A 25,644-nucleotide genomic window follows, 5' to 3' on the forward strand; every position below is an offset into this window, starting at 1 on the left:
GCAACGCACGCGTCCGCAAGAGGCGCGCGGGTCGGCCCGCCGACCGATTGAGAACGGCTTGAACGGGGGGCGCCGGCGCGCCGCACGAGACTCTTCGGGCGCGCCTCCCGGCGTCACGGAACGATGGAGGAGGCTCGACCGGCCGAGGCCGCGCCGATCGGCGCGCGGTTTGCAGGATCGGTCGACGCCGCACGGCGCGCCGCTCGGCCGGCGCGTCGCACGGGATCAGGGGGACGGCGGGACGCATCGGTCCGGCCGGCGAACCGGCTGCGAGACAGGATCCGACCGTCGGATCCGACGCCAGGGGGATTTGACCATATGACGCGGTCCGAATTGATTGCACGCGTCGCGCAACGTTATCCCGAACTCTACCAGCGGGAGGTCGAGCGCGTCGTGACCACCATCTTCAACGAAATCGCCGGCGCGCTGGCCAGGGGAGATCGGGTCGAGCTGCGCGGTTTCGGCGCTTTCTCGGTCAAGCGGCGCGACGCGCGCACCGGCCGCAATCCGCGCACCGGCGAGCCGGTGCATGTCGACGCAAAGGCGGTGCCTTTCTTCAAGACCGGCAAGCAGTTGCGCGACCGCCTGAACGGTCAGGACGCCGCGCGCGAGGGCGCGGAGGCCTGATGCGCCGTCTGATCGGTCTTCTCATCGGGCTGCCGATTCTGCTGATCGGCGCGTCCTTCGCGGGCTCCAATCTGCAGACGGTGACGCTCAGCCTGTTTCCGCTTCCCTTTGAGGCCGAAACGTCGGTCTCGCTGATCGTCTATGTCGCGCTGGTCGCGGGATTCGTCGCCGGCGCCGTGGTCGCCTGGTTCGGCGCCGGGCGCGTGCGCCAGCGCGCGCGCCGGCACGAGATCGACGCGCGCCGCGCCAAGGCTGAGGTGGAGCGTCTCAAGACCAAAGCCGAGCGCAACGCCGCCGCCGCCCTCGAAGCGCCGAAGGGCGAGCCGCAGCGCGCAATCGGCGGCGGACGCTAGGGGCGCCCGGCCTTTCCCGCCCGCCGCCCGCCCCCCGCCCCCCGCCGCGCGGCGCCGGTCCGCCGGGACAAGCCGGGGGGCCGGTCGGAAGGGTCCGGCCTCTGCTTAACCTGTCAGACGGGACGTCAGCCCGCCGCCGTCAGCGTGCGCAACTCGCGCGTGACCACCGCCAGCATGGCGAGGTCGAGTTGGGGCAGGCGGTCCAGCTCCGAGAGCAACGCGTCGATGCGCTCCACCTGCTCGGCGCGCTCCGCAACCCAGCCGTCGATGGCGGCCGACCCCGTCTCCGCTCCGGCCAGGATGCGGCCGGTCAGGTCGCCTTGCAGGCTCCACAGATCGTCGATGATCGCGCCCAGCGCCATGCGATGCCATTGGTTGTCGGACGGGATGCGGTTGGCCGAGGAGCGCAGCCAGTCCAGGCCGAAGCGCTCGCCCACGCCGGAATAGGTGCGTCCCACCTCTTTGACCGGATGCTCGCCCGCGGCGGCGATCCGCACGACGTCGCAGGCGGACGACAAGACTTTCAGCTGCGCGACCGAGCGGGCGAGGGAGTCGGAGACCGCGTCCTCCTGACCGAAGCGGGCCTTGCGCATCTCGATGTCCTGCTTGGCCCGGTCGGACAGGATCTCCTCGAAATTCTCCTGCAGCGTCTTAACGCCGGCCTTGTAGGCGGCGATCGCGCCCTGGATGTCGATCGGCCGGGCTTCGTTGCGCAGGAACCATTCGGTCATACGCTCCACCGTGCGGCCGGTCTCGCGCAGCATCTTGTTCTGCAGCGCGGCCGTCACCTTGGTGTCGAGCGCCTCGATCTCCCGCCAAAGCGGGCGCAGATCGAAGACGTCGCGGACCACCGTGTAAGCCCTTGCGATCGCCGCCGCCCCCTGGCCGGTGCGCTGCTGCATCTCGTTGACGAAGCTTGGGCCGGTGCGGTTGATCATGGAGTTGGTGACCGAGGTCGCAATGATCTCGCGCCGCAAGCGGTGGCCCTCGATGGCGTCGGCGTAGCTAGTCTGCAGGGGCTGCGGGAAATACCGGAAGAGATCTTCCGCCAGGACCGAATCGTCCGGCAAATCCGACTCCAACAGATCCTGGTAGGTGACGTTCTTGGCGTAGGCGAGCAGCACCGCAAGCTCCGGCCGGGTCAGACCCTGCTTCTTCTGCATGCGCTCGGCGATCTCCTCGTCGTCCGGCAGGAATTCGAGCTGCCGATCCAGATCGCCGGCGCGCTCATAGGCCCGGATCAGGCGTTGGTGCCGGTCCAGGCTGTCGGCGGCGCGCGCCTGGGTGACCGAGATCGACTGGGTTTGCTGGTAATTGTCGCGCAGCACCAGGGCCGCGACCTCGTCGGTCATCGTCTCCAGCAGCCGATTGCGCTGCTTCTCGGTCATGTCGCCGCGGCTGACCACGTCGCCCAGCAGAATCTTGATGTTGACCTCGTGGTCGGAGCAGTCGACGCCGGCGGAATTGTCGATGGCGTCGGTGTTGATCCGGCCGCCCTGCATGGCGAACTCGATCCGGCCGCGATGGGTGATGCCGAGATTGGCGCCTTCGCCGATCACCTTGACCTTCAGATCCTCGCCGTTCACGCGGATCGCATCGTTGGCGCGGTCGCCGACGTCGCCGTGGCTTTCGTCGGAATGCTTGACGTACGTGCCGATGCCGCCGAACCACAGCAGATCGGCTTCGCCTTGCAGCACGGCTTTGATCAGCTGATTGGGCGTCAGCTCGTCCGCCTCGATCCCAAAGCGGGCTTTGATTTCAGGCGTCAGCTTCAGCGATTTCTTCGAGCGCTCGAACACCGCGCCGCCCTGCGAGATCAGCTTTTCGTCATACTCGCCCCAGCCCTTGACGGCCTCGAACAGGCGCTTGCGCTCCTTGAAGCTTTTCGCGGCGTCCGGCTCGGGGTCGATGAAGATGTGCAGATGGTTGAAGGCGGCGACGAGGCGAATGTGCTCGCTGAGCAGCATGCCGTTGCCGAACACGTCGCCGCCCATGTCGCCGACGCCGATGACGGTGAAATCCTGGGTCTGGGTGTCGTGGCCGATTTCGCGGAAATGCCGTTTGACCGCCTCCCAACCGCCGCGTGCGGTGATCCCCATCTTCTTGTGGTCGTAGCCGGCCGAGCCGCCTGAGGCGAAGGCGTCCCCCAGCCAGAAGCCGTAGGATTGCGAGACCGCGTTGGCGTAATCGGAGAAGGTGGCCGTCCCCTTGTCGGCCGCGACGACCAGATAAGGGTCGTCGGCGTCCCAGCGCACGACGGCGTCCGGGGGCGCGACCGCCCCCTGCGCCAGATTGTCCGTGATGTCGAGCATGCCCGAGATGAACAGGCGGTAGCAGGCGACGCCCTCTTTCATGAAGGCCTCGCGATCGCTCGCCGGCGGCGCCTTCTTCAAGACGAAGCCCCCCTTCGAGCCGACCGGCACGATGACGGCGTTCTTGACCTGCTGCGCCTTCACCAGGCCCAGCACCTCGGTGCGGAAATCCTCCCGCCGGTCGGACCACCGCAGGCCGCCGCGGGCGACGAGGCCGAAGCGCAGATGCACCGCCTCGAAACGCGGGCTGTAGACGAAGATCTCGCGCAAGGGGGCGGGCTGCGGGATCTCGTCGATCTCGCGGCTCGAGAGCTTGAAGGAGATGTAAGTCTTCTCCGCGCCGCTCTCATCCGGCTGGAAGAAATTGGTGCGCAGCGTCACCCGCACGAGGTTGAGAAACCGCCGGATGATGCGGTCCTCGTCCAAATTGCTCACAGTCTCCAGCGCCGCTTCGATCTCGGCGACGATCTCCTGCTCGCGCGCGGCCCGGTCATGCTCATAGGCGGGATCGAAACGCACGGTGAACAGCTCGGCGATCAGCCGCGTGATCGCGCCGTTCGAGGCGAGAGTCTCTTCCATATAGTCCTGGCTGAACGGGATCGCGGCCTGGCGCAAATATTTCGAATAGGCGCGCAAGACCACCACGTCGCGCCAGCCGAGCCCGGCGGACAGCACCAGACGGTTGAAGCCGTCGTCCTCGATTTCGCCGTTCCATACCCGCTTGAAGCTGTCGTGGAAGACGTCGCGCACGGCGTGGAAGTCGACCGGTCGCGCGCCGTGGGTCTCCAGCGCGAAGTCGTGCATGTAGAGCTGATCGGCCTCCTGCGCGCCGCGGCGCGAATCGCGCGCCGGGCGGACGTCGAAGGGCTGCTCCTCCATCACCTTCAGGCCCATGTTCTCAAGCATCGGCATGACGGCGGACAGCACCATCGGCCCGCCCGGGTGATAGACCTTGAGGCGCAACTGATGCTTCTCAGTCTCGATCGGCTGATAGAGGCTGACCCCGAGGCGCCCGGAGGACAGCGCCTCCTCCACCCGCTCGATGTCGTGGGCGGCGGTCTGAACGCCGAAATGCTCGGTATAGGACAGCGGAAACGCTTCGGCGTAGCGCCGCAACAGGGAGAGGCCGCGCTCCTCGCCGTGATTCTCGATCATCGCCTGGCGGAGCTTGTCCTCCCAGGTGCGCGTTTCCTCGCGGATCTTCTCCTCAAGCGCGCGGCGATCATAGTCGGGCACCTGGCCCGGCGTCGTCTTGATGATGAACTGGACCCGGCTCAGCGCCTCATCCGACATATGGGTGTAGTTGGCCGCGACCGAGCCTTCGAGCTCATGGGCTAAAATGCGCCCGATCTTCTTGCGCAGGCTGGTCGAGAACCGGTCGCGCGGCACGTAGACGAGCGCCGAGACGTAGCGCTGGAACGGGTCGGGGCGCAGGAACAGCGCGATGCGCTGGCGCTCCTGCAGATGCAGGATGCCCATGGCGATGTCGTAGAGCTGGTCCACCTCGATCTGGAACAGCTCGTCGCGGGGATAGCTCTCCAGAATGTGCATCAGGGCTTTGCTGGAATGACCGCCCGGCTCGAAGCCCGAGCGCTCGATCACCGCATCGACTTTCTGACGCAGGAGCGGAATTTCCCGGGGGCTCTGGTTGTAGGCGACCGAGGTCAACAGCCCGACGAACAGGCGCTCTCCGACCGGGTTCCCCTTTGCGTCGAAGCGCTTGATGGCGACGGTGTCCATATGGACGCGGCGATGGACGGTGGAGCGTCGATTGGCCTTGGTGATGCGCACCAGACGCGGCTCGAACATCGTCTGCTGCACTTCCGCCGGCAACGCGCCCAAATGGCGCAGCCCCTCGAAGACCTGACGCTGCGGATCGCGCAGCACGCCGAGGCCGCGCGACTCGTCGATCACCAGCTTGGCGTTCTCGCCCGAGCCCTCGAAGTCGATCTCGCGATAGCCCATGAAGGTGAAGTGATCGTCGTGCAGCCACTGCACGAAGGCGGCGGTCTCAGCCACCGTCCGCGGCTCCACGCCTTTGGGCGGCTTTTTGTTGAGCGCGTCGACGACCTCGACCGCCTTTTCGCGCATCCGCGCCCAATCCTCGACCGCCGCGCGGACGTCCGAGAGGATCGCCTGCAGGCCCTCCTCCACACTCTTCAAGGCGGCGGGATCGGACTGCTCGTCGATCTCCACATGCATGAAGCTTTCGCGCGGCAGCTTGGAGGGGTCGGCCTTCACGCTGGGAAAATCCTGGGCGACGCCCTTGGCGTCGCGCTCCACCCCGAAGATCGGATGCACGACCAGATGCACCGTCAGCCCCTGGCGCGCCAGCTCCATGGTCACGCTGTCCACCAGGAACGGCATGTTGTCGTTGACCAGCTCGATCACCGTGTGGGTCGAGTGCCAGCCGTGCTGCTCGAAGCGCGGATTGTAGACCCGGATCTTGGGCTCGCCCGGCGGGCGCTCCTGGCCGAAGCTCCACATCGACAAGGCGGCGCCGTAGAGATCCTCCGCCTCGCGGTCGGCGATGTCGTCCGGCGGGGTGTGGCGGTAGTAATGGTCGGTGAAGATCCGCGCCCGCTCGGCCTTCTCGGCCGGCATGCGCTTGTCGATCAAATCCCTGACCTTCGTCAGCAGCTCGGCCTTGCGCTGATCGCTCGCATCGCTCATCGCGTATTTTCCCCCCGCCGGTCGGCGTCGTGGACGGCGGCCGGGACCGACGCCGCCCTTTTGTTTGTGGGGCGAGCCTAGCGCGAAAAACCGTTGATGCAAAAGGGAAGCTTAGGGCGCAGCCACGACGCGTCGGCGCGGGGCGCGTTGGTACATTACGCGCCCCGACGCCGATAAACAATCGTGATCTTATCATGACTAGTACAAATTATAGAAAACCCGTTATAGTAAGCCTACGTCGTATTTGTGTTCCGCGGAGAACTCTCTAGGCATGTTCAAACAACTTTTGAATCGCGTCGCCATCGACCACGCGGCGAAAGAGCAGTACGGCGTTAAGCCATCCAAGAGGATCGAGGGCGGCGTCACAGTCTATCAGGCCAGCATGACCGCGCTCACGATGCTCCTCACACTAACGGCGCGTAAGTTCGGGCCGATCGACGATCCGCGCGCCTATGTGATTGAGCGAACGGCGGCTCGGTTCTCCGAAAATGTGATGTATACGCAAACCGACACCCAGGTCACGCTGGAGCTCATGGGTGAGGTGGCCGGCGGCCTGGATTACGGCGCCGCGCTCGAGATCGAGACCGGACTACAAGAAATGCTGAGTGCGCTAGGAAAAGATCTGCCGGCGACGGTGCGGAAGGAGATGGCGGCGCATGTGGCCCTGTTGCTGAAAATGGATCCGCTGCAGGTCAGCTACGAAGACCGGCGCGCGGTCATTCGTGACGAGTTGGGCCGCCTCCTTGGGCGGGTGGAGGCGGCGGATGTCGAGCTCGTCTTCAATAAAGCTGCCGGCTACACGCTCAGCTGGCCGGGCTCGTCCTGACCAGTCGCCGTCGCAGCACCCGCTTCTCGATCTCAAGGATCACCAGCACAGCGACGCCGACGGCGACGGCCTGCAGGCCCTGGGCGACCGACAGCGGCTCGGTCTCGAAAAACAGCTGCATGAACGGCGCGTAGGTGAAGAGGACTTGCAGCGCCGTCACCGCGCCCACCGCGATCAGCACCGGCTTCGTCCCCAGCGCGCCCTTCAGCGTGAGCGAGGGGCTGTTCAGGAAGCGCACCGCGAAGAGATAGAAGATCTCCATCACCACCAGCGTGTTGACGGCGAGCGTGCGCGCGGTCTCGACGCTCGCCCCCTGCGCTTGGGCGAGCGTGAACATCCCGAAGATCCCGGCGCAGAACAGCGCCGAGACGAAGGCGACCCGCCAGGCCACGAAGGCGGAGAGGATCGGCTCCTTCGCCGCGCGCGGCGGTCGGCGCATGACGCCCGGCTCCGCCGCCTCGAAGGCGAGCGTCATGGCGAGCGCGACCGAACTCACCATGTTCACCCAGAGGATCTGCACCGGCGTGATCGGCAATGTCAGGCCCAAGAGGATCGCCGCCACCAGGCTCAAGGATTCGCCGCCGTTCACCGGCAGCAGGAACAGGATCGCCTTCTTCAGATTGTCGTAGACCGTGCGCCCGGCCGCGACCGCGGCGGCGATGGTGGCGAAATCATCGTCGGCCAGCACGATCTCCGCGGCCTCCTTGGCGGCTTCGGTGCCCTTGCCGCCCATGGCCACGCCGATGTCGGCGCGCTTCAAGGCCGGTGCGTCATTGACGCCGTCGCCGGTCATGGCGACCACGGCCCCGACGCTCTGCAGCGCCTGGACGAGGCGCAGCTTGTGCTCCGGGCTGGTGCGGGCGAAGACGTCGGTCGCCTGGGCGCGCGCCGCCAGGGCGGCGTCGTCCAGCGCGTCGATCGCCGCTCCCTCCAACACGCCGTCAGGCCGAGCGAGACCCAGCTCGCGGGCGATCGCGGCCGCCGTGCCGGCGTGGTCGCCGGTGATCATCTTCACCTCGATGCCGGCGGCCCGGCATTCCGCGACGGCGCGGATCGCCTCCGGGCGCGGCGGATCGATCAGCCCGACGAGGCCGAGCAGCACCAGATCCGCCGCCACATCCTCGAAGGAGAGCGTCGTGCGGTCCGCCGGCATCGGCTTCGCCGCGATCGCCAGAACCCGCTGGCCGCGGGCCGCGACGGCGTCCGCCTTGGCGCGCCAGTAGGCTGGGTCGATCGGCGCGTGCGGGCTGTCCAAATCCGGATCGCCGTCGGCGTGCTGGTGGGTGCACAACGCCAGCAGGCGTTCCGGCGCGCCTTTGACGGTAAGCGCGGCGCGGCCCTCATGGTCGTGATGCAGCGTCGCCATGAAACGGTGCTGGGAATCGAAGGGGATGGCGTCGGTGCGCGGGGCCTCGGCCCGCGCCGACGCCGGATCGACCCCCGCCTTCCAGGCGAGCGTCAAGAGCGCCCCCTCCATCGGATCGCCCAGCACGGCCCAGTCGCCGCCGGCGCCGTCGGCCGCGCCCGGCGTCTCGACCAGCTCCGCGTCGTTGCACAGCGCGGCCGAGCGGGCGAGGTCGACCAGCAGCGGATGGTCGCCCGGATCCGCGTCCGCGCCGTCCAGCGAGAAGCCGCCGTGCGGCGCATAGCCGGCCCCCGAGACCGCGTAGAGCCTTCCGGCCGTCGCGACCGAGGCGACCGTCATCTCGTTCTTGGTGAGCGTGCCCGTCTTGTCCGAACAGATGACCGAGACGGAGCCGAGCGCCTCGATCGCCGGCAGGCGGCGCACGATCGCGTTGCGCCGGGCCATGCCCTGCACCCCGATCGCCAACGTCACCGTCAGGATCGCCGGCAGCCCTTCGGGAATCGCGGCGACGGACAGCCCGACGACCGCCATGAAAAGCTCTGAGAAGCCGTATCCGCCGAGTCCGACGCCGAGTGCGAGGATCACGGCGCTGAGCGCGAGGATCACGCCGGTCAGATATTTGGCGAAGATCGCCATCTGGCGGATCAGCGGCGTCTCGACGCTAGAGACACTCGCCATCAGGTCGCTGATCCGGCCGATTTCGGTATCGCCGCCGGTCGCGGTGACGATCCCGCGCGCCTGGCCGGCCGAGACCAGCGCGCCGGAGAAGGCGAGCGAGCGACGATCCCCCAAGGGCGCGTCCGCGGCGACCGGCTCGGGCGCCTTCTCCACCGGCGCGGATTCGCCGGTGAGCAGCGCCTCCTCCATGCGAAAGCCGCCGCGGCTCTCGAACAGCCTGAGGTCGGCCGGCGCGCGGTCGCCGGCCTCCAGCAGCACCACGTCGCCGGGGACCAGATCGGCGCCGTCCAGCTCAACGCGCCGCCCGTCACGCAAGGCGGCGGCCCGCGGCGCCAGCATGCGCCGGATCGCGGCCAGCGCCGATTCCGCCTTCCCCTCCTGCACGAAGCCGATGACGGCGTTGACCAGAACCACCGCCAAGATGACTCCGGTGTCGACCAGATGGCCGAGGGCCGCCGTCACCGCGCCCGCGGCCAGCAGCACGTAGATCAAGAGGTTGTTGAACTGCGCCAGAAACCGCTTAAGCGGCCCGCGGCCTTTCGCCTCCGGCAGTCGGTTGGGGCCGTGGGCGGCGAGCCGTCGCGCCGCCTCCTCGCCGCTGAGGCCGGCGCGCGGATCGACGGCGAAGGCGGCGGCCGCGTCCGCGACCGGCTTGTCGTGCCAAGTCTCGGCGGCGGCCTCGGCCAGGCGGTTGCGGTCGATCGGGGCGTCGGGCATTGGCGGTCCGGAGAGTCAGTTGCGGCGGAAACCCTTAAAGCGCGAGGGTACAATCCCCCGCGCGGTCGACGGATGCGGCGCGACGCCTCACCCCCGCCCCTGACCCTCCGCTCGCGCGCCTCCCGCTCAACCGGATCCCCGGCGGCGGCGCACCTCGGCCGCCGCGGGCGCGTAGCGGGTGAGCGCCTGCTGGAGATCCTGGGCGAGACCGGGGACGTCCGGCTCCACGTCCCGGCCCATGCGGGTCTTCAGACTTTCCAGGATCTCGGCGTAGAGCCGCTCGCCGGCGTCGGCCAGGCGCGCCTCCTGGGCCAGGTCGATCGCCAGGCGCCGCGCCTCGGCCTCGGGGGTGTCTTGCAGATCGTCGGTCATCGCCGCCCAGGCTAATCGCAGGACCGCCGGGCGGACAATCCGGCGACGGAATTTTTTTGCGAGGCGGAGGGCCGGTCGGGAGGAAGACTGGAGCGGGCGATGAGATTCGAACTCACGACCCCAACCTTGGCAAGGTAGGGAAAAAGTGAGGCAGATCATAAGGTCGTTGGTCCCATTCACAAAGGAGACAGTGAATGGCGACGGTAAGACAGCTTCCTTCGGGCCGGTTCAATGTCCAAATCCGGCGCAAGAACGCCAAGCCAATCAGTCGGACGTTCGACGCCTGGGAGGACGCCCAGCATTGGGCTAACACGCATGAGGGAGTCGCCAAACAGACGACCCGAGAAAGCGAAAGCCTGACCTTATTGGAACTTGGGCAGAGGTATTGCGACACGGTGCTTAAGGGGCGTCCATCAAGAGACATCGCCCTCAATCGGGTGGAACGGATCGCCAGACATTTGCCGAAACGGTTGGCGGATATATCCCGGCAAGAGGTCAACGCCTATCGCCAAATGCGTCTTAGCACGGTTTCACCGACCACCTGTCGTGACGAACTAGTATTCATTCATCGGCTATATCGCTGGGCGCATCGGGAGATGCTCCTCGACAAGGGAACCCATCCGTCACCCTGCGAGGACGTATACATTCCCTCGCCCAACAAACCGCGCAGCAAGGTGATTGAACGCGACGAGCTTGATCGGCTTCTCGCGGCGCTTCCTCTCACAATGCGCCCAATCGTCGAACTTGCCTATGAGACGGCGATGCGTCGGAGCGAGATTGTAAAATTGACTGCCCGCCATGTGCATCTCTCAGACCGAGTGGCGTCGATCGTGGAAGGCAAGACTGGAGATCGAGACGTACCCCTTACACAACGGGCTGTAGAGCTTCTCAGAGAGGCGCTAGAGCGTGTTGAGCGCCCTGACGCTCGGCTGTTCCCAGTCGCGCCTCATAGCGTCACAACAGCCGTCAGGCGGGCCAGGCAAAAGGCTGGCCTAAGCCCAGACGTGCGCATTCATCAGCTTCGCCACACTCGAATAACGAACGTCGCCAAGAAGGGCTTGAACCAAGCTCAAATCATGATGGTGAGCGGACACCGTGACGTGCGAAGCGTTCAGCGATACACTCATCTAAATGTAAAGGACGTTGTCGAGTTGCTCGATTAGATAGGTAGAAGATGGGTCTCGATGTTTAGCTTTTGGACGGGACGGAAGTTCTCAAACGCAGTGGCGGACCATCTTGGGATTAAACGATCCTTATACAGCAGCGCCCTCCTCGAGAGTGGTATCACGTGGTATCATATGAAGTTACTCAAGCAACGTGGCGCAACGCTTGGCGAAGCATCCGAGGAATTGATGCCCGCGTGCCTACGAGGTCTGGAGATCATCGATCATAAGTTCGGACCCCAACCTGAGATTGATGACGCATTGAGAAAGGCTAGAGCGTGGTATCAGCGCTAGTAGCAGCCCATGCTCTACTCGTCGTCATCCTCCATCAGAACGGCGCGTTGCGCTTCGAGCAGGCGAATCAGCTTCTTTATCTCTCTCGGGCCCATTTCGCCGCGCACCATTAAACGCACCTTGGTCTCTGGGCCGAGCGTGTTCCGCATCCACTCCGACTCACCCTCGACTCCCGAGGACTCGGAAACCGACGCAAAAGGGAACTTCGGGGGAGGGGGTTTGTCAGCCTTTTGCACAACAATGGTTTCTTCCATTGGAATCCCGGTTTCGCTGCCATCCACAAAGACCCAGCTCCCGTCGTCGGAGATGTGACGAACCCTCGTAGGCGTTTGCAGTTGAACCACTCCCTGACTTTCCCATTGAATTAGATCGCCGACATTTGCCCCACCATGTCCGCCCACAACCGATTCCCCGCCAGACCGTTCCGGATCAACTTCATGTCGTCCGGGAGCCCCACGACTGCCACTAGAACGCAATTCCTCGATGTATTGCATGGTCTCGAGAAACGCTTTCGCCGCGGGCTTAATCGCACTTGGATTGAATCCTTGCCTATTCAGATAGGTGATGACCCCACCTTCGGGGGGAATTGGCACGTCCTCGAAGTGCTCCCGCAGTTCACGAAACAGGGGCGGCTCTGACGCAGCCGCCAACAGGTTCTCCTTCTTCTCATCTTCATTGGCCGCATGAAGGATAGCTCTTGCCCGTTCAGTAACACGGGCGCTCCCTTTCCCAGCGCGTTCAAGCAATCCATAGGAAGCGAGAGCGGCAAGAGCTTTGTTTGCAGGGCCGCTCAGGCTCGAATAACCGATAAGCTTAGCGGCCTCAGTCCGATCAACTGGCGATGCGCGATACTGCGCCTCGATGTTTCCTACCGCCGAAACTGCGTCCCGAAGCGGCATGTTCGGGTATGAGGGGCTTCGGATAGGCTTATTCGATGCGTTGTTCATGTCGGCCTCCTGCGATTTATCAGGGCATGGCTTAGCATGACTTAGATTTTTTAGCAACTGATGACTTTCGTGACTTGACACGATGACTGCTATGTGAGAAACGGAAGGTGCGCCGCCCCGATCAGGCGCCAAAATGCAAAGGAACACCCATGCTGCCGCTTGAGCAGCCCCCGGCGCTAGGCCACCGCGTTCTCGGGGGACACTAAAAAAAAAGGGCCGGCCCAGTTGGCACCTGGAACCGACCCTTGTGGTGGCCACGCAACCGAACGGGATCATCCGTGCGATGGTGGAACCAGCAGTCCGCGACATTCGCACATGCCGACTCCCTGTTCAAGGCTCACGTTTGAAACGGGAGAGACGCCGTGTTTGGCAAACTCGTCTGGGTCAATGCGTACTATCGCATTCGGTTCGGCCGCGTCGAGCATGTCTGCGCCCACTGGCGCGGCTGCTAGCGTAGGCTGATGTAGCGATATCCGTAGGGCTGGCGCTCGCGGCCCTGCGTCCCAAAAACGAAACTCGGGGGCGGCTTGATGCCGCCCCTTTTTCTGTCCAATCCGTCTTAGTAATGGAATCCCTATATATAGAGAAATCAGCCTCTTCCAGGTTCTCTCCATGCTTCAAACTGGACCCAAGACGTTTGATAACGATCGGTTCGTATAGGACGAACCCTGGCCATATAAGCCTCTTCATTATCTCGTTGTCCCGGTACGTCTTGATAAGGCATCCAAGACATTAGCTGGCCATATAGGTCCTCAGCGCGTTCCAGTTTTTCTTTGAGCGCATCTCCCGGTTTCGCCGGAAGTGCAATTCCCATCACGTTCTCGAATCCGGCATACATCTGCTCGATCAAGAAATCCTCGTGACCACAAGGAACGATGTAGCTGTCATGCAATGTCAGTGACGGAACGCCATGGTCCGTGAATGCCTGAAGGATGTGCTCAGTAATTGCTGAGTCGCGGTTCATGAGGCGGATGCCAGCATCAGCACCGAACTGGTCTGCAATGCGGGGGTGCTTGTCTCCAAGAGCCACATGGATCTGGCCTAGCTGCTCATCGGTAAAGCGCTTCTCCTTCGTCCCTGAACCAGCGTTGTGCCGAAAGGCGGTATAGGCCGCCTTCGTGTTCTTCGCATTCAGGAGTACGAGAAGCAGGCTCTTCGCCACTGCTCGGCTTTGTTCCTCATCATCGAGAAAATCGAGAGCGGGGATCGTATAAGGGTCGTCTCCGACCTCCTCCCAGTAGGGAATACCGCGCTCAGCGTAACTCATGACGATATGCAGGCCGGAGAAATCAATTTCATTCGTCGGCTCATCATCCAAAAAGATATGGCCTCGCCAATCGCCTGGGCATCGCTGCCACCAGCCGCCATAGAACCGGCCACCACACCCAAATGACCCTCGGTTGAAAATGCGACGGACAAATTTGTCACGTTGGCTTACGGCAAGCCGATACGTCTTTCCGTATTCGCTCTCTGCTTCGATCCAGGGCATTTCTAGGATGGGGATATCGACGAACGTGCGGCACAACAGATCATTGTAGGCCGCGAGCATGGCTGACATCCGCTCTGTCTCCACGTCAGGAACATACTCTATGTTTTCGACGGGGCCATCGTTGCCATCACCGCCACGCAAGATCACGGTGAGTCGGTCTTCATGGCTATGAATATCGAGTGGGCCGAAGCGAGCTTCCCGGAATTCGGCGATGAGCTTGTCGGTTGGGCGAATTCGGCTCACACGGCCAGTGTTTGTATGCCGATCTTTGAAACCCTTAACCTGCTCGACAAGTCCCGCCTCCACGAGGGCGTCAACCACATCAATGGTGAGATTGGAGATGCTTAGCTCATTGTATCGCGAACCCGCTGCGTAGTTGTTCCGGTTTCTGGAAAACGAGACGAAGCGCTTTGGGTCTTCACACCATGTTACGTATAAATCGAGGAGAACGACCTTGAGGTGTTTTTTCCGAATCTCAGCCTTCCTGCCCTCGAAAACCGACTTATAGATCGCATCGACGAACTCGTTCGCCTCGGGATGATCCGACCACGTGTGAACATCGAGCTGTTTCGAATTGCTGAGGGCCTCCGCCTTCTCTCGTAGCTCAACGGCTTCGTGCTCATCATCCCATAATTCGTCTTCGCCTTGGGCCAAAGGCTCAGCGCGTACAGCACTGCCAGGAGCGGGCTTGGCACCTTCGTTTTGATCCGCCATTGCCTTCCGATTCCGTCATTCTTCGATTGCTGTTCAGCGCATTTTCTCCGATGAACACATCATCTCCCAGGGGATTTTGGCAAACACTCCTAGAGAATCCTTGGAATACCGGAGGTTCGGATGCGCCACTCGGCACATTGGCAATCAGCGTATCGAGGGTGTCATCCACTGGTGTTTCGCCCGCCCCATCGAGGGCGACATCATTCACGAACCCAGGTTTTGCAGTCGCGATTTCGGGAATTTCCGTGAGAAAATCTTTAGGTCCGCTGCATAAACGGAACGCCCCCGGCTAGCCCCCTGCCCCCGCAGCACCTTCTGCAAGCTCTCGCCTCTGGCGCTCAACGGTTATTCGCGGGCATAGCTCAGGGGTAGAGCACCCGGAGCGGCGTGAGCGCCTAGCGAACAGAGCGTTCCACCTTGCCAAGCAGTTTTATTCACATTGACGGTGTGAACGAGTGTGAATAGCGTCGGTCATTCAAGGGATCGACGACCAGCCCGTGTAGGCAGAAAGCCTTGGTTTTCCTAGGAGGAAGACTGGAGCGGGCGATGAGATTCGAACTCACGACCCCAACCTTGGCAAGGTTGTGCTCTACCCCTGAGCTACGCCCGCGTCTTGCGCGACATCGCATCCAGTCTTTGGCGTCTGGGGCGCGTTCGGCCCGTCGACGGTGCGGCTATATAAAGACCGCGTTCCGGCTTTGCAAGAGGGGATTTGCGCCGACCGCCCGCCGCCGCTAAAAGCCGGGCGGTCGAAGGATTTCAAGCGGTTTGCGGAGGCGGACGAGATGGCGATGGGCGAGGCGGAGCTGCTGGCGCGGCTGGATGCGTTGGAGATCCCGCATGAGACGATCGAGCACGCGCCGGTCTTCACCGTCGAGGAGAGCCAGAGCCTGCGCGGCCAGCTCCCCGGCGCGCATGTGAAGAACCTGTTCCTGCGCGACAAGAAGAAGCGGCTGTGGCTGGCGACCGTGCTGGAGGATCGGCAGGTCGATCTGAAGGCGCTCAAGAAGCGGCTCGGCGCGCAGGGCTCGCTCAGCTTCGGCGACGCCGATCTGCTGGGCGAGGTGATCGGCGTCATCCCCGGGGCGGTGACGCCCTTCGGCGTGATCAACGACGCCGAGCGTCGCCTGACGGTGGTCCTCGACGCCGGGATCTTCGAGCATGAGACGGTGAACGCCCACCCGTTGCGCAACGACAAGACGACGGCGATCGCCGCCCAGGATTTGAAGCGCTTCATGGCGGCTGAGGGCTACGAGCCGCTGATCGTCGACTTCGGCGCCCCGCTTGCGCCGGACGCGTGAGCGGCCCCGCCCGCGACGACGACCGCGCGCCCGCCGCCTTCCTCCTTGTCTCAGGCGGGCGGGCGAATATCTATAGCAGCGGTGAGAGAAAATCGCGGAGCGCGGCGCGACCGAGCGGGTCGGGCCGGACGGACTCCGCGGGCGTGACGCGCGTGGGGGGAAGCCGCGCCGCCGCCCTTCCCCGATTTTGAAGGAGGCGAGTGGACGATATGGCGGATATTTTCGGAGCGTCGAAACCAAGCGGCGCCGGCGGCGGTCAGCCGCAAAGTCTGAAAACCGACGGCCAGTCGAGCGATCAACCGACCCCGGATCAGCTGATCGGGCTCGGCGCGGGCGGCGCAGCGGCGCCGCAGGGCGGGTCCGGCGCCGGCGAGACGATCGTCGACGGGTCGGAGGCGAGCTTCGCGCAGGACGTCATCGACGCCTCGATGCAGGTTCCGGTGATCGTCGATTTTTGGGCCCCTTGGTGCGGACCCTGCAAGCAGCTGGGACCGGCGCTGGAGGCCGCGGTGACGGCCGCCAAAGGCAAGGTGAAGCTGGTAAAGATCGACATCGACCAGAATCCCGGCATCGCCCAGCAGCTGCGCATCCAATCGATCCCGACGGTCTACGCCTTCGCCGGCGGTCGGCCGGTCGACGGCTTCCAAGGCGCTTTGCCTGAAAGCCAGTTGAAGGAGTTCGTCCAAAAGCTGGCCGAGGCGGCCGACCAGCTGGGCGGCGGCCAAGCCGGAGCCGGCGAGGACGAAGGCGCGATGATCGAGCAGGCGCTTGAGCAGGCGGACGAAGCGCTCAAGCAGGGCGACGCGGCGACCGCCGCGGCGATCTACACCCAGGTGCTTGAGCGCGCGCCGGAAAACGCGTCCGTGCTCGCGAAGCTCGCCAACGCTTACGTCAAGCTGGGCGAGGCCGAGGCCGCCCGTCAGATCCTCGCGGAGATCCCCGACGACGTGAAGAAGAAGCCCGAGATCGCCGCCGACGTGCAGGCGGTCGAGGCCGCCCTCGAGCTTGCGTCCAAAGCGGAAGAGGCCGCGGGGCGCATCGAGGATTTGAGGGCCAAGGTCGCAGCCGAGCCGGCCGATCACCAGGCCCGCTTCGAGCTGGCCGAAGCCGAGGCGGCGGTCGGCGACCATGAAGCCGCGATCGACAATCTCTTGGAGATCCTGAGCCGCAACAAGGACTGGAACGACGGCGCGGCGCGCAGCCAGTTGTTGAAAATTTTCGAGGCGCTGGGGCCGGGCGACGAGCGGGTCGTGAGCGGCCGGCGCCGGCTGTCCTCGCTGCTGTTCAGCTGAGCCGGCGCGCGCCAATCCGTCGGCCGTCAAGGAGCCTTCATGAGCCGTTTCGACCCGAGCTTCCAGCAGTTGCCGCCGACCCTTCCGGTCTTTCCGCTGGACGGCGTTCTGTTGCTGCCGCGGGGCATGCTTCCGCTCAACATCTTCGAGCCGCGCTATCTCAACATGATTGAGGATGCGCTGAAGAGCGATCGCATGATCGGCATGATCCAGCCGTCGGCGCCGGCGGCGCGCTCGGACAAGGAGCCGCCGCTGTACGAAACCGGCTGCGCCGGCCGGATCGTGGCGTTCGAAGAGACCGACGACGGGCGTTTCCTGATCTCGCTGAAAGGGGTCGCGCGCTTCCATGTGACCGAGGAGTTGGCGACGACTCGCGGCTATCGCCGCGTGCGGCCCGACTGGGCCGGGTTCGAGACCGACCTGGAGGAGGCGCCGCACGGCGCGGTCGCGCGCGACAAGCTGTTCAAGAGTCTGCGCGCCTTCTTCAAGGCGCAGGAGATCGAGGCCAGTTGGGACGCGCTCAACGAGACGCCGGACGAGCGGCTGGTCAATTCCCTGGCGATGATCTGCCCCTTCGAGGCCTCGGAAAAGCAGGCGCTGCTTGAGGCGGACAGCGTGGCCAAACGCGCCGAAGTGCTGACGGCGCTGGTCGAAATGGCGGTGCTTGACACCGGCGGCGGCGGCGGCGACAAGGCGAAACAGTAGGACTGGGTCCGAGGAAGGGACGAGCGATGAGCGACGGCGGCGGCGATATCGACCCGAAACTGCTCGAGTTTCTGGTCTGTCCGGTGACCCACGGGCCGCTCGACTACGATCGCGAGCGCAACGAGCTAGTCTCGCGCCAGGCCGGGCTCGCCTATCCGATCCGCGACGGCATCCCGATCATGCTCCCCGACGAGGCGCGCGAGATCAAGGCGGACGGCTAAGCGCTCAGGCGCCGCATCCGGCGCGCCGGCGCCGGGGGCGCCCGCCGCCCTCATCCCCCCGCCCCGCGGCCCCCCCGCCCCGCGGCCCCCGCGACCCCGCTTCCCCTTGCGCCGCGGGGCCTTCATCTTTAAGTCAAGCGCAACGACGGACAGGCGCGTCCGGCGAGGCTGACAGGATCGGCCTCCGATCCCCCCCTTTCGGGACGCGCCGCCTGAACCCGGGCCGCCAGGCGCGCCTCGACGCGCCGGCGCCCCCGCAACGAAGAGGGGTTCCCCACAGTTATGACCCAGGCTGGCCACGACACGCTTAAAACCCGCAAGACGCTGGAGGTCGACGGGGCCTCCTACGATTATTTCTCGCTCGCCGAGGCGGAGAAGACCATCGGATCGATCGCCAAGCTGCCCTTCTCGCTGAAGGTTCTGTTGGAGAATCTCCTGCGCTTCGAGGACGGGCGTTCCGTCACCACCGAAGACGTCCAGGCGATGGCCGACTGGCTGAAGGAGAAGAAGTCGACTCGCGAGATCGCCTATCGGCCCGCGCGCGTATTGATGCAGGACTTCACCGGCGTGCCCGCCGTCGTCGATCTCGCCGCCATGCGCGACGCGATGAAGGATCTCGACGGCGACCCGCAGAAGATCAACCCGCTGTCGCCGGTCGATCTGGTGATCGACCATTCGGTCATGGTCGACTATTTCGGCGGGCCCGACGCGTTCAAAAAGAACGTCGAGAAGGAGTTTGAGCGCAACAATGAGCGCTACGAGTTCCTGCGCTGGGGTCAGACCGCGTTCGACAATTTCCGCGTCGTGCCGCCGGGCACCGGCATCTGCCACCAGGTCAATCTCGAATATCTGGCGAAGACCGTCTGGTTCTCCGAGGACAAGGCGAGCGGCAAGACGGTCGCCTATCCCGATACGCTGGTCGGCACCGACAGCCACACCACCATGATCAACGGCCTGGGCGTCCTCGGCTGGGGCGTCGGGGGCATCGAGGCGGAGGCCGCGATGCTGGGTCAGCCGGTCTCGATGCTGATTCCAGAAGTCGTCGGCTTCAAGCTGACCGGCGCGCTGCCGGAGGGCACCACGGCGACCGATCTGGTGCTGACGGTCACCCAGATGCTCCGCAAGAAGGGCGTGGTCGGCAAATTCGTCGAGTTTTTCGGCGACGGCTTGGCGCATCTGACGCTGGCCGATCGGGCGACGATCGCCAACATGGCGCCGGAATACGGCGCCACCTGCGGCATCTTCCCGATCGACGCCGAGACCACCTCCTATCTGAAGTTCTCCGGCCGGCCGGACGAAGAGATCAAGCTGGTCGAGGCCTACGCCAAGGCGCAGGGCATGTGGCGCGCCGAGGGCGACGCCGATCCGGACTACACCGAGACGCTGGAGCTCGACCTCGCGACGGTCGAGCCGTCGCTGGCCGGCCCGAAGCGCCCGCAGGACCGCATCGGCCTTTCCCAGGCCGCGGTCGCCTTCAATCGCCTGCTGGCCGAAAGCCTGGGCGATCCCTCGACGGAAGAGGAATCGCGCCTCGCGTCCGAAGGCGGGCCGGCGAAGGCCGCGCCGACCGGCTACGCGACCGAGGCGAAGGTCGAAGGCGAGGATTTCACGCTCGCCCACGGCGATGTGGTGATCGCCGCCATCACCAGCTGCACCAACACCTCCAACCCCAGCGTGCTGATCGCGGCCGGCCTCGTCGCCCGCAAGGCGCGCGAGAAGGGGATTGCGGTGAAGCCTTGGGTGAAGACCTCGCTCGCGCCGGGCTCCCAGGTCGTGACCGACTATCTCGAGGCCGCCGGCCTGCAGGACGATCTCGACGCGCTGGGCTTCAATCTGGTCGGCTACGGCTGCACCACCTGCATCGGCAATTCGGGCCCGCTGCCGGAGAACATCTCCAAGGCGGTCGAGGACGGCGATCTGGTGGTCACCTCGGTGCTGTCGGGCAACCGCAACTTCGAGGGTCGGGTCAATCCGCAGACCCGCGGCAACTACCTCGCCTCGCCGCCGCTGGTGGTGGCCTACGCGCTCGCCGGCAACATGTGCATCGACATCACCCAGGATCCGATCGCCGAGACCGACAACGGCGAGAAGGTTTATCTCAAGGACGTCTGGCCGACGACCCATGAGATCGATCAGGTGATGCGCGAGAGCCTCTCTCCCGAGATGTACCGCTCGCGCTACGCGAACGTTTTCGAGGGGCCGGAGGAGTGGCGTTCGATCCACATCTCCGAGGGCGAGACCTATCAGTGGAACTCCGGCTCCACCTATGTCCAGCACCCGCCCTATTTCGAGGACATGAGCCTCGAGCCGGGCGAGGTGACGGACGTCGAAGGGGCGCGGCCGCTTCTGATCCTGGGCGACTCGGTCACGACCGACCACATCTCGCCCGCCGGCGCCTTCAAGCCTGACACGCCGGCCGGGCAGTATCTGACCGAACGTCAGGTGCGCCCGCAGGACTTCAACTCCTACGGCTCGCGCCGCGGCAACCACGAGGTCATGATGCGCGGCACCTTCGCCAACATCCGCATCAAGAACGAGATGGTGCCCGGAATCGAAGGCGGCTTCACCAAGCATCAGCCCTCGGGCGAGCAGATGCCGGTCTACGACGCCGCCATGCGCTACCAGGCCGACGGCGTGCCGCTGGTCGTCATCGGCGGCAAGGAGTACGGCACCGGCTCGTCCCGCGACTGGGCGGCCAAGGGCACCAAGCTGCTGGGCGTCAAGGCGGTGATCGCCGAGAGCTTCGAGCGCATCCACCGCTCCAACCTGGTCGGGATGGGCGTCCTGCCGCTGCAGTTCAAGGACGGCGAGAATCGCGAGAGCCTGGGCCTCAAGGGCACGGAGGTCTTCGACCTGACCGGCGTCGCCGGCGATCCCAAGCCGGGTCAGGACGTGCAGTGCACGATCACCTACGAAGACGGTTCCACCAAGGAGACGACGCTCCTCTGCCGCATCGACACTCTGACCGAGGTCGACTACTACCGCCACGGCGGCGTGCTGAACTACGTGCTGCGCGGCCTGGCGAAAGGCGAGGCGGCGTAGGCGTCGACCGCCCTCACCGACGCGAGAAACCCCCGCCGGCTCCGGCGGGGGTTTTTCATTTCGACCCCAATCAGCCTTTCGGGAATTCGCGGGCGCCCCCGCGAAAGCGGGGGCCTTCTCGGGGCGGCGTCGAAGGTTGAGCGCGCATCGAAAGGTCCCCGCCTTCGCGGGGACTCCCGGCGAGTAGACCGCCGCGCGATGGCGGGGAAGGTTGGATGGGGGTGAGCGATCTTCTGACAAGAAAATCGCCTCGGCGCCAAAGGGCCGAGATATTTTTTCCAGCACGCCTGACGGCGCGCCCACCCCCTCCTTGATCGTCCCCCCTCTAGGGGGAGGAAGCGGCGGACCCCAACCGCCGCGCCAAGCGCTTCAGCCCCTCATGCTTCGGCGCGCAGACGAGGCCGGCCTTGAGCGCCAGCGCCGCATCGTCGCGCCGCTTGAGCTGGGCGAGAAGGAGGGCGCGTTCATAATGCGCGTCGGCGTCGAACGGTTTGAGAGACAGCGCCCGATCCAGGGCGGCGAGCGCCGCCTCCGGCTCTTCGGCCAGACGCTGCGCCCGGCCCAATGCGCGATGGGCGGCCGCGGTGTCGGGGGCGAGGCGGCAGGCTTCCGTCGCCGCCGCGGCGGCTTCCTGCGCGCGACCGAGGTCGATCAGCGCCAAGGCCAGCATCAAATGCGCCAATGCGGCGCCCGGATAGCGCTCGGCCGCTTGGCGGAGATACAGAACGCCCTCGGCCGGCGCACCCGCCGCCCGCGCGTCCGCCGCCCTGCCGAACAGAGTCTCCAGGCTGTCGTCGCCGTCGCTCACGAGCGTAAGCGCCCCCCAGGATCGCGGCCCCTCCCAAAAGGCCGTTAGGGCGGGAGCTTAGCAGAGGAAGGCGCTCTGTCGCCTCGGTTTTTTACAAAGCCGCGTCAATCGCGCCGACGCGGCAGCATCGGGCCCAGACGCTCCCCGCCGGCGATGTGCACATGGAAGTGCGGGACCTCCTGGTTCGCGTCCCGGCCGTGGTTGGCGAGTATGCGATAGCCGCTCTCCGCCAAGCCCAGCTCGCGGGCCGCATGGCCGATCGCGCGTATCAGGCCGGCGATTTCCGCGTCGGAGGCCTTGGCGGAGAAATCGTCCATCGAGACGTAGGCGCCCTTGGGGATCGCCAGCACATGCACCGGCGCCTGCGGATTGACGTCGTGGAAGATGAGGCAGTGCTCGTCCTCATAGACCGTCTTGTTGGGAATCTCCCCGCGCAGGATTTTCGCGAAGACGTTCTGATCGTCGTAATCGGCCATCGGTCCCTCGGTTGAACGCGTGACGGGATGCCTCAGTCTTGCGGGCGCGACGCCTTTTCCGCAAGGCCCGAGACGCCGGCGCGCCGATCGAGTTCGGCCCAGACGTCGGCCGGGTCGACGCCGGCGTCGGCCCACAGGACCGCCAGATGATAGAGCAGATCCGCGCTTTCGGCGGTCAGCGCGGCGCGATCGTCGCGGATCGCCTCGATCACGGTCTCGACCGCCTCCTCGCCCACTTTCTGCGCGATTTTCGCGCGGCCCTTGGCGGTCAACTTGGCGGTGTAGCTCTCACTCGGGTCGTCGGCGCGACGCGCGCGCACCGTGGCGAACAGCCGGTCGAAGGCGCGGGCGTCAGGCTTCTTGTCGGCGTCGCTCATCGGCCTCTCAGCCTCCCGTCTCTCGGACAATCGCTTCCGTGCCGCCGTCGACCGGTCGGACCGGCAAGCCGGCGTCGGCCAGCGCCGCCTTGGCCTGCGCGATCGTGTACTCGCCGAAATGGAAGATCGACGCGGCGAGGACGGCGGAGGCGTGGCCTTCGCGCACGCCGTCCACCAGATGGTCCAGCGTCCCGACCCCGCCCGAGGCGATGACCGGGACCGAGACCGCATCCGAGATCGCGCGGGTGAGCGCCAGGTCGAAGCCCGTCTTGGCCCCGTCGCGGTCCATCGAGGTCAGCAGCAGCTCGCCCGCGCCGAGCTCGACCATCCGGCGCGCCCAGTCGACGGCGTCGAGGCCGGTCGGCTCCCGCCCGCCGTGGGTGAAGATCTCCCATTTGTCGGGGCCGGTCTGTTTGGCGTCGATGGCGACGACGATGCATTGGCTGCCGAAGCGCTCGGCCGCCTCGCGCACGAAATCGGGGCGCTTCACGGCGGCGGTGTTGATCGAGACCTTGTCGGCGCCGGCCAGCAGCAGGCGGCGGATGTCGTCGACCGTGCGCACGCCGCCGCCGACGGTGACCGGCATGAAGGCGGCCTCGGCCGTGCGCTGGACGACGTCGTAGATCGTCTCGCGGTTCTCGTGACTCGCGGTGATGTCGAGGAAGCAAAGCTCGTCCGCGCCGGCGGCGTCATAGAGTTTGGCCTGCTCGACCGGATCGCCGGCGTCGCGCAGATTGACGAAATTGACGCCCTTCACGACGCGGCCGTCCTTGACGTCGAGGCAGGGGATGATGCGCACGCTCAGCATCCCGCTGACGCCTCCGCCCGGGTCAGCGCCAACGCCTCGCGCAGATCAAGCCGACCGTCATAGAGCGCCCGGCCGGAGATCGCGCCGGCGATCCCGCCGGCCGCGATCAGCGCCTTCAGATCGCCGAGATCCTTGACCCCGCCCGAGGCGATGACCGGGATCGACACCGCCTTGGCGAGCTCAGCCGTCGCCTCGACATTGACGCCGCCCAGCGCGCCGTCCCGATCGATGTCGGTGTAGACGACGGCCGCCACGCCCGCGTCCTCGAAGCGGCGCACGAGATCGAGCGCTTCGATCTCAGTCGCTTCCGCCCAGCCTTCGACCGCGACGCGGCCGTCGCGCGCGTCGACGCCGACGGCGACTTGGCCCGGAAAGGCCGTGCAACAGTCGCGCACCACCTGCGGGTCCTTGACCGCGACGGTGCCCAGCACGATGCGGCTCACTCCGCGCTCGATCCAGGCGCGCGCGCCTTCGACCGAGCGGATCCCGCCGCCGAGCTGAACCTGCGCGCGATCGCCAATCGCGGCCAGGATCGCCTCCACCGCGTCGGCGTTGACCGGCCGGCCGGCGAAAGCGCCGTTCAGATCGACGACATGCACCCAGGGCGCGCCGGCGTCGACGAAGGCGCGCGCCTGGGCGCCCGGATCGTCGTTGAAGACGGTGGCCGCGTCCATCGCACCGCGCAGCAGGCGCACGCACTGGCCGTCCTTCAGATCGATCGCGGGATAGAGGATCATGGCCGCCACTCCAGGAAATTGGCGATCAGGCGCAGGCCGGCGGCCTGGCTTTTCTCCGGGTGGAACTGCACGCCCACCATGTTGTCGCGGCCGACCGCGGCGGTCAGCCGCCCGCCATACTCGACGCTCGCCAGCCGGTGCGCCGGATCGACGGGCGTCAGATGGTAGCTGTGGACGAAATAGGCGTAATGCGCGCCGTCGCTCAAGCCTGCGAAGACCGGATGATCGGCGACCTCGTCCAGCAGGTTCCATCCCATATGCGGCACCTTCAGGGCCGGATCGGCGGGCCGGACCGCGTCGACCGCGCCCGGAATCCAGCCGAGCCCGGAGTGGGTTCCATGCTCGCGCCCCTCGTCCGCCATCAACTGCATGCCGACGCAGATGCCGAGGAAGGGGCGGCCCTTTTGGATCACCGCCTCCTCAAGCGCCTCGATCGCCCCGTCGACGGCGGCCAGGCCGCGCCGGCAATCGCCGAAGGCGCCGACGCCGGGCAGCACGAGGCGGTCGGCCGCCGCGATGCGCGCGACGTCGTCCGTCACCTGGATCTCGACGCGCGCGTCGGCCATGCGCTCGAACGCCTTCGCGGCGGAGCGCAGATTGCCCGATCCGTAATCGACGATGACGACGCTCACCCGCGCTCTCCCCGCTCGTCCGGGCGGCTCACGCCTCGTCCGCGTTGGCGGCGACGCCCTTGACCCCGCCCAGCGCGCCCTTGGTCGACGGGATCTGGTCGGCCTTGCGCGGATCGATCGCGACCGCCGTCTTCAGCGATCGGGCGAGGCCCTTGAAGGCGCTCTCGATCTTGTGGTGATTGTTCTCGCCGTAGAGCGTCTCCACGTGGATGTTGGCGCCGACGCCTTGGGCGAAGGCCTGGAACCATTCCTTGAACAGTTCGGTGTCGAACTCGCCCAGCTTGTCGCGGGTGAAGTCGATCTTCCAGACCAGGTACGGGCGGCCGGACAGGTCGACCGCGACGCGGGTCAGCGTCTCGTCCATCGGGATCAGCGCGTCGCCGAACCGCTCAATCCCCTTGCGCGCGCCCAGCGCCTGGGAGATCGCTTCGCCGACGGCGTAGCCGCAATCCTCGGTCGTGTGGTGGAAGTCGATATGCAGATCGCCCTCCGCCTTCAGCGTCAGGTCGAAGAGGCCGTGGCGGCCCAGTTGCTCCATCATGTGGTCGAGGAAGCCGATCCCCGTCGCGACGTCGCAACGCCCCTCGCCGTCGAGATCGACGGCGACCTGGATGCGCGTCTCCTTGGTGTTCCGTTCGACGCTGGCCGTGCGCATGGGCCCGCCCTTTCCTGACCGATTGCTGGAAACCGGCCGGGTTCTAGCAGGCGGGGCCC

Annotated in this window: 21 protein-coding genes and 1 tRNA gene; 9 read left to right on the forward strand and 13 right to left on the reverse strand. The window is 65.6% G+C overall.

Going from position 1 to position 25,644, the window contains the following annotated elements; genetic code table 11:
• Positions 1 to 318: 318 nt before the first annotated feature.
• Both ihfB and RIB45_RS16395 read left to right on the forward strand, forming a co-directional pair.
• Positions 319 to 627, forward strand: a complete 309-nt coding sequence (gene ihfB / locus RIB45_RS16390) for an integration host factor subunit beta (protein ID WP_350051592.1) — start codon at positions 319 to 321, stop codon at positions 625 to 627.
• The gene (locus RIB45_RS16395; RefSeq protein WP_350051594.1) at positions 627 to 980 is read left to right on the forward strand and encodes a LapA family protein; all 354 of its coding nucleotides are present in this window, start codon (positions 627 to 629) and stop codon (positions 978 to 980) included. Before ihfB ends, RIB45_RS16395 begins: the two co-directional genes overlap by 1 nt.
• Positions 981 to 1,105: 125 nt before the next feature.
• Here the strand turns inward: RIB45_RS16395 and RIB45_RS16400 are convergent, their stop codons facing one another.
• Entirely contained in the window at positions 1,106 to 5,965 is a 4,860-nt protein-coding gene (locus tag RIB45_RS16400) for an NAD-glutamate dehydrogenase (protein WP_350051595.1), read from the reverse strand.
• A 271-nt stretch (positions 5,966 to 6,236) separates the two neighbouring features.
• On the opposite strand from RIB45_RS16400, the gene RIB45_RS16405 reads away from it, so the two are divergent.
• A complete protein-coding gene (locus RIB45_RS16405; RefSeq protein WP_350051597.1) occupies positions 6,237 to 6,791 on the forward strand; it encodes a hypothetical protein in 555 nt (184 codons plus the stop codon).
• On the opposite strand, the gene RIB45_RS16410 is transcribed toward RIB45_RS16405, so the two are convergent.
• Both RIB45_RS16410 and RIB45_RS16415 read right to left on the reverse strand, forming a co-directional pair.
• Entirely contained in the window at positions 6,769 to 9,552 is a 2,784-nt protein-coding gene (locus RIB45_RS16410; protein ID WP_350051599.1) for an HAD-IC family P-type ATPase, read from the reverse strand. The genes RIB45_RS16405 and RIB45_RS16410 overlap by 23 nt on opposite strands.
• Before the next feature lie 126 nt (positions 9,553 to 9,678).
• Complete coding sequence (locus RIB45_RS16415; protein WP_350051600.1) at positions 9,679 to 9,924, reverse strand: hypothetical protein; 246 nt, start codon at positions 9,922 to 9,924, stop codon at positions 9,679 to 9,681.
• Positions 9,925 to 10,118: 194 nt separating this feature from the next.
• On the opposite strand from RIB45_RS16415, the gene RIB45_RS16420 reads away from it, so the two are divergent.
• Positions 10,119 to 11,087: a tyrosine-type recombinase/integrase gene (locus tag RIB45_RS16420; protein WP_350051601.1), complete on the forward strand. Its 969-nt coding sequence runs from the start codon at positions 10,119 to 10,121 to the stop codon at positions 11,085 to 11,087.
• Positions 11,088 to 11,395: 308 nt separating this feature from the next.
• Here RIB45_RS16420 and RIB45_RS16425 read toward each other — a convergent pair whose 3' ends face one another.
• The 3 genes from RIB45_RS16425 to RIB45_RS16435 all read right to left on the reverse strand — a co-directional run bounded on the left by RIB45_RS16425 (position 11,396) and on the right by RIB45_RS16435 (position 15,141).
• On the reverse strand, positions 11,396 to 12,328 hold the full coding sequence (locus RIB45_RS16425; protein ID WP_350051602.1) for a hypothetical protein: 933 nt from the start codon (positions 12,326 to 12,328) through the stop codon (positions 11,396 to 11,398).
• Between the two features lie 589 nt (positions 12,329 to 12,917).
• Positions 12,918 to 14,531 (reverse strand): hypothetical protein, encoded by a 1,614-nt coding sequence (locus RIB45_RS16430; RefSeq protein WP_350051603.1) that lies wholly within the window; start codon positions 14,529 to 14,531, stop codon positions 12,918 to 12,920.
• A gap of 535 nt (positions 14,532 to 15,066) precedes the next feature.
• Positions 15,067 to 15,141, reverse strand: a tRNA-Gly gene (locus RIB45_RS16435).
• Positions 15,142 to 15,316: 175 nt separating this feature from the next.
• On the opposite strand from RIB45_RS16435, the gene RIB45_RS16440 reads away from it, so the two are divergent.
• From RIB45_RS16440 to acnA, 5 genes are all read left to right on the forward strand, one after another.
• Complete coding sequence (locus RIB45_RS16440) at positions 15,317 to 15,832, forward strand: prolyl-tRNA synthetase associated domain-containing protein (RefSeq protein ID WP_350051605.1); 516 nt, start codon at positions 15,317 to 15,319, stop codon at positions 15,830 to 15,832.
• A gap of 209 nt (positions 15,833 to 16,041) precedes the next feature.
• Entirely contained in the window at positions 16,042 to 17,124 is a 1,083-nt protein-coding gene (trxA, locus tag RIB45_RS16445; RefSeq protein WP_350051606.1) for a thioredoxin, read from the forward strand.
• A 39-nt stretch (positions 17,125 to 17,163) separates the two neighbouring features.
• Positions 17,164 to 17,829 carry an LON peptidase substrate-binding domain-containing protein gene (locus tag RIB45_RS16450; protein ID WP_350051607.1) on the forward strand — a complete coding sequence of 222 codons (666 nt, stop codon included), beginning with the start codon at positions 17,164 to 17,166 and terminating at the stop codon, positions 17,827 to 17,829.
• A gap of 26 nt (positions 17,830 to 17,855) precedes the next feature.
• Positions 17,856 to 18,050 (forward strand): Trm112 family protein, encoded by a 195-nt coding sequence (locus RIB45_RS16455; RefSeq protein WP_350051608.1) that lies wholly within the window; start codon positions 17,856 to 17,858, stop codon positions 18,048 to 18,050.
• A gap of 282 nt (positions 18,051 to 18,332) precedes the next feature.
• Entirely contained in the window at positions 18,333 to 21,092 is a 2,760-nt protein-coding gene (gene acnA / locus RIB45_RS16460) for an aconitate hydratase AcnA (protein ID WP_350051609.1), read from the forward strand.
• A 325-nt stretch (positions 21,093 to 21,417) separates the two neighbouring features.
• Here the strand turns inward: acnA and RIB45_RS16465 are convergent, their stop codons facing one another.
• From RIB45_RS16465 to hisB, 7 genes are all read right to left on the reverse strand, one after another.
• Entirely contained in the window at positions 21,418 to 21,900 is a 483-nt protein-coding gene (locus tag RIB45_RS16465; protein WP_350051611.1) for a tetratricopeptide repeat protein, read from the reverse strand.
• A gap of 104 nt (positions 21,901 to 22,004) precedes the next feature.
• On the reverse strand, positions 22,005 to 22,376 hold the full coding sequence (locus RIB45_RS16470) for a histidine triad nucleotide-binding protein (RefSeq protein ID WP_350051612.1): 372 nt from the start codon (positions 22,374 to 22,376) through the stop codon (positions 22,005 to 22,007).
• Between the two features lie 32 nt (positions 22,377 to 22,408).
• Positions 22,409 to 22,753, reverse strand: a complete 345-nt coding sequence (locus RIB45_RS16475; protein ID WP_350051613.1) for a phosphoribosyl-ATP diphosphatase — start codon at positions 22,751 to 22,753, stop codon at positions 22,409 to 22,411.
• Between the two features lie 7 nt (positions 22,754 to 22,760).
• Positions 22,761 to 23,561 (reverse strand): imidazole glycerol phosphate synthase subunit HisF, encoded by an 801-nt coding sequence (hisF, locus tag RIB45_RS16480; protein WP_350051615.1) that lies wholly within the window; start codon positions 23,559 to 23,561, stop codon positions 22,761 to 22,763.
• The gene (hisA, locus tag RIB45_RS16485) at positions 23,555 to 24,298 is read right to left on the reverse strand and encodes a 1-(5-phosphoribosyl)-5-[(5-phosphoribosylamino)methylideneamino]imidazole-4-carboxamide isomerase (RefSeq protein ID WP_350051616.1); all 744 of its coding nucleotides are present in this window, start codon (positions 24,296 to 24,298) and stop codon (positions 23,555 to 23,557) included. Before hisA ends, hisF begins: the two co-directional genes overlap by 7 nt.
• Positions 24,295 to 24,930 carry an imidazole glycerol phosphate synthase subunit HisH gene (hisH, locus tag RIB45_RS16490; protein ID WP_350051617.1) on the reverse strand — a complete coding sequence of 212 codons (636 nt, stop codon included), beginning with the start codon at positions 24,928 to 24,930 and terminating at the stop codon, positions 24,295 to 24,297. The genes hisA and hisH overlap by 4 nt, the downstream gene beginning before the upstream one ends.
• A gap of 28 nt (positions 24,931 to 24,958) precedes the next feature.
• On the reverse strand, positions 24,959 to 25,585 hold the full coding sequence (gene hisB / locus RIB45_RS16495; RefSeq protein ID WP_350051618.1) for an imidazoleglycerol-phosphate dehydratase HisB: 627 nt from the start codon (positions 25,583 to 25,585) through the stop codon (positions 24,959 to 24,961).
• Positions 25,586 to 25,644: the final 59 nt, after the last annotated feature.

The organism is Marivibrio sp., from assembly GCF_040218065.1.
Classification (GTDB): domain Bacteria; phylum Pseudomonadota; class Alphaproteobacteria; order UBA8366; family Aestuariispiraceae; genus Marivibrio.